The sequence below is a fragment of the Acinetobacter sp. YK3 genome (assembly GCF_001729365.1).
Lineage (GTDB): Bacteria > Pseudomonadota > Gammaproteobacteria > Pseudomonadales > Moraxellaceae > Acinetobacter > Acinetobacter vivianii.
Genome location: NZ_LZPJ01000012.1, coordinates 1 through 13,974 on the forward strand (window position 1 = coordinate 1; position 13,974 = coordinate 13,974).

Annotated in this window: 16 protein-coding genes; 11 read left to right on the forward strand and 5 right to left on the reverse strand. The window is 38.6% G+C overall.

Annotated elements, in window-relative coordinates:
- Positions 1–318: 318 nt before the first annotated feature.
- On the forward strand, positions 319–1,767 hold the full coding sequence (aspA, locus tag A9Z07_RS01605; protein WP_139126619.1) for an aspartate ammonia-lyase: 1,449 nt from the start codon (positions 319–321) through the stop codon (positions 1,765–1,767).
- Positions 1,768–1,837: 70 nt separating this feature from the next.
- On the opposite strand, the gene gcvH is transcribed toward aspA, so the two are convergent.
- From gcvH to gltS, 5 genes are all read right to left on the reverse strand, one after another.
- Entirely contained in the window at positions 1,838–2,212 is a 375-nt protein-coding gene (gene gcvH / locus A9Z07_RS01610) for a glycine cleavage system protein GcvH (RefSeq protein WP_004771836.1), read from the reverse strand.
- Positions 2,213–2,299: 87 nt separating this feature from the next.
- Entirely contained in the window at positions 2,300–3,325 is a 1,026-nt protein-coding gene (locus A9Z07_RS01615) for an AraC family transcriptional regulator (protein WP_004771838.1), read from the reverse strand.
- Positions 3,326–3,453: 128 nt separating this feature from the next.
- Positions 3,454–3,894: a MaoC family dehydratase gene (locus tag A9Z07_RS01620; protein WP_069576380.1), complete on the reverse strand. Its 441-nt coding sequence runs from the start codon at positions 3,892–3,894 to the stop codon at positions 3,454–3,456.
- Positions 3,894–5,741 carry an ABC transporter ATP-binding protein gene (locus tag A9Z07_RS01625; protein WP_069576381.1) on the reverse strand — a complete coding sequence of 616 codons (1,848 nt, stop codon included), beginning with the start codon at positions 5,739–5,741 and terminating at the stop codon, positions 3,894–3,896. The genes A9Z07_RS01620 and A9Z07_RS01625 overlap by 1 nt, the downstream gene beginning before the upstream one ends.
- A gap of 159 nt (positions 5,742–5,900) precedes the next feature.
- Positions 5,901–7,130, reverse strand: coding sequence for a sodium/glutamate symporter (gltS, locus tag A9Z07_RS01630; RefSeq protein WP_069576382.1), 1,230 nt, complete (start codon positions 7,128–7,130; stop codon positions 5,901–5,903).
- Positions 7,131–7,672: 542 nt separating this feature from the next.
- On the opposite strand from gltS, the gene A9Z07_RS01635 reads away from it, so the two are divergent.
- From A9Z07_RS01635 to A9Z07_RS17990, 10 genes are all read left to right on the forward strand, one after another.
- A complete protein-coding gene (locus A9Z07_RS01635) occupies positions 7,673–7,990 on the forward strand; it encodes a hypothetical protein (protein WP_069576384.1) in 318 nt (105 codons plus the stop codon).
- Positions 7,991–8,123: 133 nt separating this feature from the next.
- A complete protein-coding gene (locus A9Z07_RS01640; protein ID WP_069576386.1) occupies positions 8,124–8,318 on the forward strand; it encodes a hypothetical protein in 195 nt (64 codons plus the stop codon).
- A 93-nt stretch (positions 8,319–8,411) separates the two neighbouring features.
- Positions 8,412–8,717: a hypothetical protein gene (locus A9Z07_RS01645; protein ID WP_004771847.1), complete on the forward strand. Its 306-nt coding sequence runs from the start codon at positions 8,412–8,414 to the stop codon at positions 8,715–8,717.
- Between the two features lie 303 nt (positions 8,718–9,020).
- A complete protein-coding gene (locus A9Z07_RS17985; RefSeq protein ID WP_081402409.1) occupies positions 9,021–9,350 on the forward strand; it encodes a four-helix bundle copper-binding protein in 330 nt (109 codons plus the stop codon).
- Between the two features lie 315 nt (positions 9,351–9,665).
- Positions 9,666–11,528 (forward strand): phage capsid protein, encoded by a 1,863-nt coding sequence (locus A9Z07_RS01650; protein ID WP_069576388.1) that lies wholly within the window; start codon positions 9,666–9,668, stop codon positions 11,526–11,528.
- 228 nt (positions 11,529–11,756) lie between these two features.
- Positions 11,757–12,089: a hypothetical protein gene (locus A9Z07_RS01655; RefSeq protein ID WP_069576390.1), complete on the forward strand. Its 333-nt coding sequence runs from the start codon at positions 11,757–11,759 to the stop codon at positions 12,087–12,089.
- A gap of 108 nt (positions 12,090–12,197) precedes the next feature.
- Complete coding sequence (locus A9Z07_RS01660) at positions 12,198–12,482, forward strand: hypothetical protein (protein ID WP_004771850.1); 285 nt, start codon at positions 12,198–12,200, stop codon at positions 12,480–12,482.
- An 85-nt stretch (positions 12,483–12,567) separates the two neighbouring features.
- Positions 12,568–13,017, forward strand: coding sequence for a hypothetical protein (locus tag A9Z07_RS01665; protein WP_069576392.1), 450 nt, complete (start codon positions 12,568–12,570; stop codon positions 13,015–13,017).
- A gap of 141 nt (positions 13,018–13,158) precedes the next feature.
- Positions 13,159–13,440: a hypothetical protein gene (locus A9Z07_RS01670; protein ID WP_004771852.1), complete on the forward strand. Its 282-nt coding sequence runs from the start codon at positions 13,159–13,161 to the stop codon at positions 13,438–13,440.
- Between the two features lie 180 nt (positions 13,441–13,620).
- On the forward strand, positions 13,621–13,875 hold the full coding sequence (locus A9Z07_RS17990) for a hypothetical protein (protein ID WP_069576394.1): 255 nt from the start codon (positions 13,621–13,623) through the stop codon (positions 13,873–13,875).
- Positions 13,876–13,974 lie beyond the last annotated feature (99 nt).

Genomic DNA, 13,974 nt, shown 5'->3' on the forward strand with positions numbered 1-13,974 from the left:
GTAAAAATAAATAAGTGTATGAATCTTAATTTTTTTATTCGAAAAAGTGACTTTTTTTTCTCCAAAAAAGTTTTTTGTTTTGATTGAAATTCAACCTAAATGTTTTCAAAAGTTACAAAATAGAAAAACTACAGTTGTAGATTAAATTTTAACTGTTAAAAAGTGAGCAAAAATTTTGACACATGATGTTACAAGCGCATCATTTTAGAGAAAGTCCTTAATAAAAAAATATCAGGTTAAGCAGTTTTGCTAATGAAAAGTAGCTTGAAATCTTTCATATTAATTCATTGCACTATAAGGGTGCATTCTCTGAGAGAAATGGAAGTGAATACGGTTCAAGCGGCAACAATAAGAATAGAGCATGATTTGCTGGGTGCAAAAGAAGTTCCAGCAGATTGTTATTATGGAATCCATACTTTACGCGCAATTGAGAATTTTAAAATTTCGTCGCAAAAGGTTGGACAAAATGGCTATTTTATCCGTGCATTGGCGCAAGTTAAAAAAGCCTCGGCACAAACCAATTTAAGTTTTGGAAAATTAACCGAAACTCAAAGTCTAGTGATTCAGCATGCCTGTGATGCCTTAATTACAGAAACAGAAACATGGCAGGATTCTTTCCCGATCGATATCTATCAGGGTGGTGCCGGGACTTCGATTAATATGAATAGCAATGAAGTCATTGCCAATATTGCACTTGAGTCATTAGGTCATCAAAAAGGCCAATATGATGTCATCCATCCCAATGATCATGTCAATAAATCCCAATCGACCAATGATGTTTATCCAACAGCAATTCGACTATCGACTTACTGCTCACTGGATCCCTTGTTTGTGCAAATGGATAAATTGATTACTTCATTTGAAAATAAAGCAGTTGAATTCCGCTATGTCTTAAAAATGGGGCGCACCCAATTACAAGATGCCGTACCCATGACACTTGGGCAAGAGTTTCGTGCCTTTGCAACTCTATTAAAAGAAGACTTGCGATTGATTAAGCGTACCCGTGAATTATTACTCGAAGTGAATCTGGGGGCGACTGCGATTGGTACAGGGGTGAATACACCCAAAGGTTATGCAGCGAAAGTGGTCTCTTGCTTAAAGGAGATTACAGGCTTAAAACTGGTGGGGGCAGAAGACTATGTCGAAGCAACCAGTGATTGTGGTGTCTTTATTATCTTATCAAGTGCGTTAAAACGTCTGGCATGCAAGCTTTCAAAAATCAGTAATGACTTACGTCTGCTAAGTTCTGGGCCACGTACGGGTTTAGGTGAAATTCAATTGCCTGAGCTACAGGCGGGTTCTTCAATCATGCCAGCAAAAGTCAATCCAGTCATTCCTGAGGTCGTAAATCAGATTGCATTTAAAGTAATTGGTAATGATCTTACGATTACTTTTGCTGCTGAAGCAGGGCAGTTACAGCTGAATGTGATGGAACCTGTGATTGCAATTTCATTAAACGAATCAATTGAGTTATTAACGCATGCTATGCAAAGTCTGGATGAGAAATGCGTGCGTGGGATCAAGGCGCATGAACAGGCTTGTCATGATGCAGTGATGCGTAGTGTTGGAATTATTACCTTACTTGATCCATTATTGGGTCATGCGCTCTGTGATGAAATTGGTAAGCAATGTATTGCTGAGAATAAAACCATTCAGGATGTAGTTTTAGAGCGAGGTTTACTGACTCAGGCTCAACTTGATGAAATTTTCTCTTTTGAAAATCTGGTTTCAGAGGTGGATGGCATTCCTGTAGATTACGTTGCTTAATGAATGTAATAGTCTCAAAAACAAAAAAAGCCCAGTAAATGTACTGGGCTTTTTATCGAGATTTATAAAATTATAAACCTGATTCGTATTCACTATTTGAAAGTAATTTTTCGACATCCGCCATATTGTCGGGTTTGATCTTGTAAATCCAGCCTTTGCCATACGGTTCATCATTCACGAAATCTGGATCATCTTCAAGATCAGTATTCACTTCAACGACTGTGCCTGAAACAGGGGCATGAATATCTGATGCTGTTTTTACAGACTCTACAATACCTGACTGTTCAGTTGCGGTTACATGGCTGCCCACTTCTGGGGTTTCCACATAAACCAAATCACCCAACTCATCTTGTGCATGGTCAGTAATGCCTGTTACAACGAGGTCACCCTCGATTCTTACCCATTCATGCGTGCGTGCATATTTCAATTCTGCTGGATGATTCATGACAACTCCTTAACAATCTGTCGTATCATTTTTATTTGGTTTATACATGCTTTTCAATAAAAACAAAAGCTTTCGGTATAGAAGATCTTATAAGTAAGGATCTTTACGCCAGTTACTTGGACTACGGCCACTCCAGCGCTTAAAGGCACGGCTAAAATTCGCGACATCAGAATAGCCAAGCTCATCTGCAATCTGTTCCAGACTATAATCCGTTCGGGAAAGCAGGGAGGTGGCATGACGATAACGAACTTCATCTACTAAGGTCGAAAAAGAAGTTCCTTCTGCTGCCAACTGACGCTTTAAAGTGCGGTCGGACATGTGCAGGCGTTCAGCCACACTTTCAATACTGAGGTAATGCTGTTCTGAATTGGTCAGAATGTCACGGACACGCATCGCTAAACGACGACGTTCGCCAAGTGCTGACAGTTCAGTTTCACATTGATTAATGGCAATCTGACTGGCAATCGGATCGGCATTGACCATTTTCAAACCCAAATACTTTTTATCAAAGCTTGAGATTAAATGCGGTTGGTTAAAACGAATGCTGCTACTGAGTTTATCTCTATATTTGTCAAAGCCTACTGGTTCTGGGAAATCCAGATCCACTTCACCGCTTAAATCTTCTATTCCAGTTAAGGCTCTTGCCATGGTCATGATGCCAATGGTCAAACCTAAAATAATTTCGGTGCGTAAAGGCTCAACTTCAATATCACATTGCAGTTGTAAGGTCGCCTTAGGGCCAAAGGTCGAAAAATAAAGCTGTAAAAAAGGCAGACGTAATTGAATAAAGCGGCTTGCCAATGCAATTGCATCGGTAATGTCATGCGCCGTCATAATGGCATAGCCGATAAAACCATGAATGGAAATTCGCATTTGCGTACCGAGGTGAAAACCTAATGTACTTTCACCAGTAAGGCGCAAAGAATGCTTCACCAATTCATTGGCAATCGGCGTTGGAATTCGATAATTCGGATCAGCCAGTTGTTCACTCGTTAAATGAAATGGAGCAAATAAGGTTTCGTCACTATATCCCCAGCGAGAAACCACATCTAATAGCAATAAGCCATAGACGCCTGGTATTCCTTGATCTTGACGAGTTGTGCTTGTTTTCATGTGCTTTCCGTGGCGCTCATCAATTTTGCCAATATCTTTTAAACTTTGAAGTCTTAAACATCTTTACATGAAATAAAATAATCAATCTTAAAAATTGTTGGACAAAACAGTCACTGAATGTCCGAGCCTTAAGCCGCTCTTCTAAATACCAAAATTTTGGTTGTAGATATTAATAGCACATCACCATGCTGGTTCAAAGCTTGGGTTACGTAGCTGACGATACCGCGGTCAGGTTTTGTTTTAGACGGAACAATTGCCGTAATTTCGACTTCAACATGAATTTTATCGCCCGCACGTGTCGGTCGTGGCCAACGTAAGCTGGACTCGGTTCCCAACAAGCCACCTGCCACTGTAAAACATTCAGTCCAAAGGCGCATGGTCACGGCAGAGGTGTGCCATCCGCTCGCTGCCAAGCCTTGAAAAATAGGATGTTCAGCAGCAGCTTGCTCATCAGTATGAAAGGGTTGTGGGTCGTATTGATTGGCAAATTGTTTTACTTCTTCAAGTGTCATTTCATATTCACGGCTGATGAAACGATCACCGATATTAAGGTCTTCTAAATACAACATTATTCTGTGTCCTGCGTTACCCGTTGTTCAACCAGAAAACCGCCTGTCTGGCGTTTCCACAGTTGAGCATATAAACCATCCTGAGCAATAAGTTGTTCATGTGTGCCTTGCTCAGCGATTCTGCCTTGATCAAGCACAATGAGACGATCCATTTGTGCAATAGTAGATAAACGGTGGGCAATTGCAATGACCGTTTTGCCAACCATCAAGTCATTTAAACTGCTTTGAATCGCCGCTTCGACCTCAGAGTCAAGGGCACTGGTCGCTTCATCTAATATTAAAATGGGTGCATCTTTTAGGAAAACCCGTGAAATTGCAATACGTTGGCGTTGTCCGCCAGACAGTTTTACACCACGTTCACCCACGTAAGCATCAAATCCAACACGGCCTTTCATATCGGTTAGCTGCGGAATAAACTCTTCTGCCTTGGCCTTTCTGACAGCCTGTTGAATTTCAGCTTCAGTCGCATTTGGACGACCATATTTAATATTTTCGGCAACGGTACGATGTAGCAGAGAGGTATCTTGTGTCACTAAGGCAATATTGGCACGTAAACTATCTTGGGTTACATCATGAATATTTTGTCCATCAATCAAAATACGACCTTGGTTGATGTTATAGAAGTGCAAGAGGAGTTGAATCAGCGTTGATTTTCCGGCACCAGAACGACCAACAATCCCAATTTTCTCACCCGGTTTGATGGTCAGGTTAAAATGGTCAATCACATTTTTCTGATTATAAGCAAAACTGATATCTTCAAAACGAATCTCGCCGTGCTGTACTTTTAATTCAGTGGCATTTTCCTTGTCCTGAATCTGGATCGGTTTGCCCAGTGTTTTCATACCATCCTGAATGGTACCGACATTTTCAAACAGCATGGTAATATGCCACATGATAAATTCGGCTAGACTATCCAGCTTGAGTACCATCGCCGTAGTCGCAGCAATAACCCCAATTGCTGCTTGACCTTGTGTCCACAGCCAGACAGATGTTCCAATCACACTAATAAACAGGAACGCACTGAGTAAACGAATACTGATCTGGTATTTCACACCCAGACGCATTTGTTTATACACAGTGACCATGAACTCCTGCATCGACTCTTTGGCATATTGGCTTTCACGGCCAGCATGAGCAAAAAGTTTTACAGTTTGAATATTGGTATAGGCATCGGTGACGCGACCTGTCATGACTGAACGTGCATCGGCCTGTTGCTGGGAGATTCTGCCAAGTCGTGGAATAAAGTAGCTGGCAATGGCAATAAATAAGGCTAACCATAAAATCAGGGGAACAATCAGCACAGGCGAAATTGCACCCATGACCAGACTAATGGTAACAAAATAGACCAGTACATAAACCAGCATATCACCAAGAATCATCCAGAATTCACGTACTGCCAGCGCAGTCTGCATCACTTTGGCGGAAAGGCGGCCAGCAAAATCGGTATGGAAGAAATCCAAACTTTGTTGCAACAATAAATTATGAAAGCGCCAACGCATACGCATTGGAAAGTTACTAAACAATACTTGGTGTTTAATAATCGATTGCAGGCTAACAAAGAAAATATTGGCAAACAGAATGCTGATCAGAATGGTTAAGTTCTGCTGATTGTTTTCTAAAAAGGTATTTGGCTGACTTTTAGTGAGCCAGTCGACCAATTTACCAATATAGGAAAAGAATAAAGCTTCAAAGCAAGCTGCAGCAGCAGTACATGCAATCAGTAAAAATAGAAAAGGGCGAATGCCTTGAGTTGATTGCCAAACGAAAGCAAAAAAGGTAGTCGGTAATGGTTTGTTTAAGTCTTTGGTGGGGTATGGATCGACTAGCTTCTCAAACCATCGCAGCATTTCGGTTTCCTCTAATCTAAAGTACTAATTCAGCTTGTTCTGTAGCATAGCAGAAAATCAGCAATAGAGATGAGAAAAGGGCACCAATAAAAAAGCCATATCGTATAAAGGATATGGCCCAAAATGGTCTGATTTTATAGTTGTTCTAAAGAATGAGCATTAACCAAAAAATTGTAAAATCGTCTGAATAACAACAACATTTACAAGGTCAATGAAGAATGCACCAACAAGTGGAACGATTAAGAATGCTCTATGAGATGGACCATACATATTGGTAATGGCCTGCATGTTAGCAATCGCATTGGGTGTTGCTCCCATGCCAAAGCCGCATAGACCGGAGGCTAATACTGCCGAATCGTAATTTTTCCCCATTACGCGGAAAGAGACATAAACTGCAAATACCCACATTGCAATCGATTGAGCAATGAGTAAGATAATCATTGGAATCGCAAGATCAGCCAATTGCCAAAGTTTCAATGAAACCAAAGCCATTGCCAAGAATAATGCGAGTGCTGTATTACCAAACACATCAATTGAACGGTCAAAGATTTCCTGTTTTAAACCAGTTTCCAGAACGTTTCTCAATAGAATACCGCCGCCCAATGCCCAGACGAAGGTCGGCAGTTCAAACGCCGTACCCATGGTTAAGTTCTTCATGGTTTCAGCAAATGCCAAGGCAAATGCAAACATGCCTAAAGTCACAATTGCATTATCAGCAGTAATCAAACGTACTTTTTGAGGTGCTTCAAAAGTGTATTCACTCTCTGTGAGAGGAGCATTTTTATTTTCTGCACGGGTTTCTGCTTTTAATGGAGAAGCCAGATTATGTTTACGAATCAGGTAGCGAGCCAATGGGCCACCCATTAAGCCGCCAACCACCATACCAAAGGTTGCACTTGCAATTCCCATTGGCAAGGCGCCTTCAACTGCATATTTGGTTTCAAAGATTGGTCCCCAAGCTCCAGCAGTACCTAAGCCGCCGACTAAGGCAATTGAGCCCGCAATAACACCCATCAATGGATCTAGACCGACCATAGAAGCAATCACCATGCCTACGCCATTCTGGATTAAAACAAAGAATGAAATGGCAATCAGAAAGATGATTAATGGTTTCCCGCCTTCTTTAAGCTTTGCAAAGTTAGCACTTAAACCGATTGATGCAAAAAACATCAACATAAATGTATCTTGCATCGGTTTATTTACTGAAATGGTATAACCCGCAAACTGGTGGATTAAGTAGAAGATGATTGCACCAACCAGACCGCCAGCAACGGGCTCGGGAATATTGTATTTGGTCAAAAAAGGGATGCGCTGATTTAGAATGCGTCCTACATAGAGGACCAACACCGCTAACATGAGCGTATATGTTGGATTAAGTGTGAAATCCATAGATGTCCTTAAAGAATGAATCACAAAGCATGCAAATGCTGTTGAGCGCGCTAGATTAAATTAAAAAAAATTCCTTTGAAATAATTGATTTTTGCTGAATCGTGAAGTTTTTAAAATTTATCCATGCTTTGAATGAGTGGAAGAAAAAAAGAAGAAAATTACAGTAAATTTAAGCATTTAATTTAATAGTTTTTTATAAAAAACTATCATTTTTCCTATGCGTTATCGTCGTTGAAAGCATGTCAATTTTCTGGAAATTGATCAATTGTCTGAAAGGCTAAATTTTATGCATCTATCACGATATCAACTTCAAAAAGTAGAATAAAAAAAGAGAGAAAGCGTTGTATCGAACATTTTTTATAAGCAATAATCTAATAATATTCACTTATTTCTATCGCACAAAATTTTTGTATTTCGCTGCTTTACATTTTCTGGTCAAAAGTATTCAAACACGATAAAAACCAAAACAGAAAGACCATTTTTTTAAATGAAAAAGACAATATATTGATAGGCTTAATTTTTTTGTTGTATGAGAAACTTGAATGAATAAAAAACATATTATTTTGGCGACGATTTTTGGTTTGGTGATTGGTGGTTTGCTTGGCTCATTAGGCTATTCAAAAACAGCTGCGCGGTATGATGCGATGACAACAGCCTGTGTGATTGTCAATCAAGCGGTAGAAAATGAATTGTTAACACCAGAACAAGTGAAATTATTGGGGTCTTTAACTGGGCAGAGCCTCAAGCAGGACTATCCATCTGTTGCTACAAAATTCAATTTTTCTGAAAAACAATTGGCCAATGCTTCAGAAGGTTCAAATTGCAGCCAGTTTATTGTGGGTGTAAATGAAGCGAAGTAATCTTTATTAATCAGAAAAGCCCAATTCGTATTGGGCTTTTTTTGTGATTTATGGGCGGTACAAAAGGGCATACCATCATGGATACAGTGAGCGTATACTGATGAGGTGTACTAAAATCACATAGGATCAAAAAATGCTGATTAAATTTGCAGTTCGATTCATGAGTGTTTTGTTGAGTGTACTTGCTTTGGTCGCCATCGTTATCCATTTCTTCTTTTCAAGCCGTTTAACGACTGATTTATGGATCATTATGGTACCAGTGATCTTGGGGATTCCGATGCTAACATCTGTCGTTATTGCCAAAGATGAAGAGTTAAGCCTGCACTAGCAGTACCAATTTAATACTTTAAAAGTCCATCAAAAGGTGGGCTTTTTGGGTTTCTATGCTATAACAGGACTTCCAATCATAAAGGAGTCTGAAGTGGTTATTTCCCAAATCAAGACAAGTTTAGATCAAGAATATGATTTATTCACTCAATCTCAAAGTTATCAGTTATACAAAAATAGTGAGATACCTCTTAAAGCATTATTCTTTAGTGAAGCGCTTAAATCACTTAAATATCCGCATAGTCATTTGATCCCTTTGGGAGGCGGTATCTATAAATTTATGAATTTTAATAATTTTGAGTTAGATGTAAATTTATTTGATACGCCACAGTTTAAGAATAAAACTGGATTTATCAATTGGATTTCAGACACATTGCATAAAAATATTTATAGTCAGTAATTAATTTAAAATATTGACCAATTTGTCATATAAAACGCTCATCTTCAGCACTGATTTTGAGCGTTTTGTTTTATGAAAATGAATAAAATACTTAGTTCTTTTTTTATTTCTTTTGGATGGTTATTAGCTTTATAAAGCTGTAGTTTCTCTGGCGAATATAGAGATATTTAATATTCATTTCTCAATCAGGTTACTTAAAAAAACATGGCTTACTTTTCATAACCGAATCTGTCTGTTTTGCATCTATTTATCTCGTTAGCTTGTTAAGTAATCACTTTTGATGATTTAGCTAAGGAGAAAAATATGGACACTATCCAGTTTTCAGATTGCGCTAAAGCTTGTCTGGTTTGCTCATTAACTTGTACTACGTGCGCATCAGCCTGTTTAGAAGAGGAAAAGGTCGAGATGATGCGGGAGTGTATTACCCGATGTCTAGAATGTTCAGATATTTGTATGTTATGTGCCAAAGCCCATCAACGAGAATCAGTTTTTCTGGCTGAGATGTGCCAGATCTGCGCAAAAATATGTGATTGGTGCGCCAAGGAATGTATTAAACATGCCTCTGAACATTGTCAGCAATGTGCTGAAACCTGTCATCAATGCGCCATCGAATGTAGAAGAATGGCAGCCTAATTGAATCAAGACTGATGAAGAGATCAGATGGTAAAGAAATTATAGCTGATATCGATAATGAAAAAATGCTGATAAGAAATTGTGAAGACTATAAAGATAACGACCTGTCATATAGTCAAAATATTCACTCAGCTGAAAAGCAGTAATGATTGGAAAGCTTATCAATCGATAGGCTTTTTTTATGTATGAACAATTCAAGTTACACAAACTCAATGTAAGTGCTTCGCTTTTGATCAAAGATTACCGATGCAAACAGCTAAAAATAACAACTTTACTTAAGATAAAAACTTAATTATTAAATGAGAGCATTATCAAATGACGAATAACTTTGAAAAAAACTTTAAAAAATCTCCTAACTTAGCTGTTACAACTTCGATCATCGATCGTTTTAATCCAAAGTTCTGGCGTGTAGACGGTCCGCAGACCATGTCTTTTGCAATTACGAATTTTGGTAACGGTTTTGAAGCATGTTTCCGTTCTCGTACCACCACTGATCTGGTCGGTGTTAGTTGGGATTCTTATGATGTAAAAGATCATAAATTTCTCGCTTATGAGACTAAATATGACTACAGCGGTACGATTTGGGATTTTGATATTGAATTATCGGCAACTATGCCAGCATTAAATAATCCTGCTTTAACACCGACATTGACTGTGCAATATCATGAAAATGGGGTCGATAAAGTTGCTTATATTGTGCTGTTTAATTATGCCGATCAGCCAGCCTCACGCTCAGCACATATTCATATCAACTGGGATACTGTTAAGGCAGGCTTCTCTGCAACAGATCCATTTCCTGTAAGTAACATTCAGCGTATTTCTTTTTCTGGATTTACATTGAGTTACAATGGACACTCAACACTCCCATTGGCTCAGGCAGAAGATGGGTATATCCGAGTGACGAACTCCGTCACCACAGGCCCAAATGCCAAGCTGACTTTAAATCGGGTCTCAGTTCCTGCGCATGAGTATGGCATTTGTACCAGTTATGATGATCATTATGATCTTAATCCTCAACGACTGGTCGATAACATGGCGGCTTTGGGCTATCACGGCTTAATTAATCATTATTGTGGCATGTCTAAATATCCTGAAATGTCATGGAAAGCCGATATCAATAAATGGCAAATCCCAGATCCATTATTAAGCAATGCAGATGTGGTTAATCCATGTACCCGAAAATGGCACGAACATTTTGCTCAGGCATTACATTGTGCCGATATGCAGCCTGTTTTTGGGGTGAGCTTTGAAATGTATTCATTGGGGGCTAATGAATTCTGGGCACAGCGTGACTGGAATAGTGATCTGGGTCGAACAGGCTATGAGCCACCAAGTTATTTCTTTAGTCCATGTGATCAAAATGCACAGGCTTATTTGCATAAAGCGTTTATTGAGTTTGCTGATACCATGGCTGTTGGTGGATGTGAAGTGAATATGCAGATTGGCGAACCGTGGTGGTGGTATAACCAGGGCACAGATCTCCCATGTGTCTATGATTACCCAACCAAACTGGCTTTTAATGCAGATACTGGTTTATATGCACCGAATCTAGGCACGATCTACGAAGCCATGAATAAGACGGGAACGCCGTATGATGAGTTTAAAAGCTGGTTAAGAAACAAGTTGGGACAGACCTGTCAGGATATTCGTACTGTGGTTAAGGCAAAATATCCTCAAGCCAAAGTCTGCCCATTAATTTTCTTCCCGACAATTCGCACGCCAATTGAGACTCTGGTAACGGATATCAATTATCCGCGTGAACATTACTCCTATCCGAATTTCGATTACCTCATGACGGAAGCCTATGACTGGATTTTAGAAGCACGTTTGGGCTTGGCGCATCAGGCAGTGGCAGAGATTCCGACGCAGGATCTGAATTATCCAGAAGATAAGGTTGCGTATCTGGCTGGCTTTGTACCGGATTCATCTATTGCACATTTATATGGTTTTGACGCGAGCAAGGCTTATCGAACACCAATTTGGCAGCGCGTATTTGGAGATATGCAAAATAATCAACCGTTGGGACTGATGAAACAATTCATTTGGGCCTATCCTCAGGTTATGGCGGACTCCGTCACAATCGATATTGCACAGGCACCAAACGGTTTCTTTGTGGAGCATAGTTTATATTCTCCAGTCAGCGACGATACGCCGTATCCACCTGAAATTTATTTATAAAATTAAACTTATGATGAAAAAGGCTTTGTGATTCAAAGCCTTTTTTTAGATTCATATTTTGCAGAAAATAAATAGAATTTTTAGGGCAATCTCTTTACAGCACAAAATTTAGTAAGTGTTCTATAAACTTTACGAAATAGACAAGAAATTGAAAAATAAATTCTCATTTATTCAAATGAAAACTGATATACACTAGCTTTTATTACTTTCTAGAACTTAAAGATCCTTATGAAAAACAAGATTCTATTCTTTGGTTTGATTGCAATCGCATGTGTAGGTTGTAATAAGCAGCCTGAAGTAAAGAGTGAAAAGGCTCAGGAAAGCTTCGAGACAGTAGACAATAAAATTTCTGAGTATATGGATATTCTGGATAATCCAGATACGCCTAAAGCGCAACAGACGAAAGTACTTTGTGAAGACTACCCAAAGCTATATGAATCGAAATATATTCCAGCTTTGTTAAAGGTTGCACCAAAAGATTACACCAAAGAAAAATTGATGAACGATTTAAAAATATCGACAGATTACTACGCTGAAAAGCTGGATATTATTTGTAAATAAACAATAACGAACTGCAATAAAAAAGCTCCAATTTGGAGCTTTTTCTCTGTACAGAATTTGATATATTCATCACATAATATCAATCATTAGGCCTATTTAGGGGACAGTATGAGTGAAACCCAACACCATCTAAGAGAAAGCACAACCAATACCTTTATTGCGTGGGTTGTTATGATATTGGGATGTATTGCTGGCATTGCTTTTATTGTACTTTTCGGGCAAATAGAAACTCGAAACGATAATCTGGACATCGTTCAAGTTTGGTCTGGAAAGATTATTGCTGTTGGTATCGGCATCATTATGAATGGCTTATTGTTTGGCTATTTACTTCTCAAGGTCAGTAGTATTTTGCAATATTATGAGCAAAGAAAAATAACAAATATTGCAGACTAAGTGCGATCTGCATACAAACGACAGAAATTTCCAGTCATTTAAGCGTGTTATATCTACCTTTAATTAGTTGGGGGGAGATAATGATATGTGGACAATCATTATTACGCTGCTCATCGGTTTATTGATCATATTATTTGCCAGAAAATTCCAAAATAATGAAAGTCTATCGACCTCCGCTTCAGAGGATGCTTCTTTTGCTGATAATGTCTTATATACCTTTGAGATTACTGGCGAACACTCTTATCAGCATCATCTAAGAGAAATTGCGAGAGCAACAGATACTACTTCTAAGTTTGTGGAAACTACTGCGAGCGTTCGCTCTGCGCCATCAAATTCAAGTCATGACCATACGATTCGAGTAGAAATTCAGGGGTTAATGGTGGGCTATCTTAAAGACCAGGATGCAAAACAGTTGGCTGGCCATAACATTGATAAAAAAGTCTCAGCTGTGATCAGTTATGGCCGATTGAGTGGGCAAAATGAAGAGGGTTATGGGGTCAAGCTTGCTGTAAAGCGTTTAGACGATTTACGTTAAGTGGCGCTAATGAATCAATCGGATCACCAATTTTCGACTTATGCGCCAAAATATGTCGTTTAGTTCAATTTGATGACTTGAAAAAGTGGAAATAGAACATATTATATTTTTTTCTTATTCTGATATCACAGGCGGAATACAGTGAACGAAGAAATTTTGTTACCTGCATCACGAGCTACTGCAATTTCTAATGCCAATGTTAAAAAATTAACTGTAGATAAAATTCTCTCCAAGATTTCAAGTACCATTAAATTAAGAGCCAATGATGGCGACCGCGATGCCTTACAACAATTTTCAAAACATGAAGTGAGTAGTGAGGACGCAGATATTGTTGTTACTGAGTTAAAGGCTGCGGGTTATCGCGTTTTCCTGAATCCTAATTTTACCAATACCAATATCCAGTTCCAGCTTGAATGGGACTGAGGTAAAAAGTTAAAAAAAGCCCTAACTGCTTAGGGCTTTTTTTATGTGATTTAGAAAATATTAATTTCAATGCTTATGATGATTAAGCTGGAATAATTTTTTATAAGATAAATTTTAGTATCCTTAAGTGTTTAGGAAATGTGTTTATAATGTTGAAAAAATAGCAATAGAGCGAACAAAATGACCTTAAAAGGGGTAGTGATTTCAATTTTAGCAATCACATTGATATCTGTGAGCTACCTATATCTAGATTATAGAAAAACAGGGGGATATCAGCTGAATAGTGACGGTTATTATGGTTATTCTTTCCCTGCTGATAACGGATTAAACAAAGTTGAGGATTGTGAGCTCGCCAATACTGAACATCCTAATGAGCCTCCTGTATCGAAAGAATGGATGGAAGGGTGTAAGCGATATTTTGAGATCAAAAAGTAGTTTATGGCTTTTTCACAATGTATGGTGGGGTTATAAAAACATAGGTGGATTAGGTCGTAATTTACTTAAAAAATAGACCGAAATTTAATAATATCTAGA

Excerpts from the sequence above, each read along its gene's own strand:
- aspA (WP_139126619.1), top strand. The coding sequence starts at position 319 with ATGGAAGTGAATACGGTTCAAGCGGCAACAATAAGAATAGAGCATGAT.
- gcvH (WP_004771836.1), bottom strand. The coding sequence starts at position 2,212 with ATGAATCATCCAGCAGAATTGAAATATGCACGCACGCATGAATGGGTA.
- A9Z07_RS01615 (WP_004771838.1), bottom strand. The coding sequence starts at position 3,325 with ATGAAAACAAGCACAACTCGTCAAGATCAAGGAATACCAGGCGTCTAT.
- A9Z07_RS01620 (WP_069576380.1), bottom strand. The coding sequence starts at position 3,894 with ATGTTGTATTTAGAAGACCTTAATATCGGTGATCGTTTCATCAGCCGT.
- A9Z07_RS01625 (WP_069576381.1), bottom strand. The coding sequence starts at position 5,741 with ATGCTGCGATGGTTTGAGAAGCTAGTCGATCCATACCCCACCAAAGAC.
- gltS (WP_069576382.1), bottom strand. The coding sequence starts at position 7,130 with ATGGATTTCACACTTAATCCAACATATACGCTCATGTTAGCGGTGTTG.
- A9Z07_RS01635 (WP_069576384.1), top strand. The coding sequence starts at position 7,673 with ATGAATAAAAAACATATTATTTTGGCGACGATTTTTGGTTTGGTGATT.
- A9Z07_RS01640 (WP_069576386.1), top strand. The coding sequence starts at position 8,124 with ATGCTGATTAAATTTGCAGTTCGATTCATGAGTGTTTTGTTGAGTGTA.
- A9Z07_RS17985 (WP_081402409.1), top strand. The coding sequence starts at position 9,021 with ATGGACACTATCCAGTTTTCAGATTGCGCTAAAGCTTGTCTGGTTTGC.
- A9Z07_RS01650 (WP_069576388.1), top strand. The coding sequence starts at position 9,666 with ATGACGAATAACTTTGAAAAAAACTTTAAAAAATCTCCTAACTTAGCT.
- A9Z07_RS01655 (WP_069576390.1), top strand. The coding sequence starts at position 11,757 with ATGAAAAACAAGATTCTATTCTTTGGTTTGATTGCAATCGCATGTGTA.
- A9Z07_RS01660 (WP_004771850.1), top strand. The coding sequence starts at position 12,198 with ATGAGTGAAACCCAACACCATCTAAGAGAAAGCACAACCAATACCTTT.
- A9Z07_RS01665 (WP_069576392.1), top strand. The coding sequence starts at position 12,568 with ATGTGGACAATCATTATTACGCTGCTCATCGGTTTATTGATCATATTA.
- A9Z07_RS17990 (WP_069576394.1), top strand. The coding sequence starts at position 13,621 with ATGACCTTAAAAGGGGTAGTGATTTCAATTTTAGCAATCACATTGATA.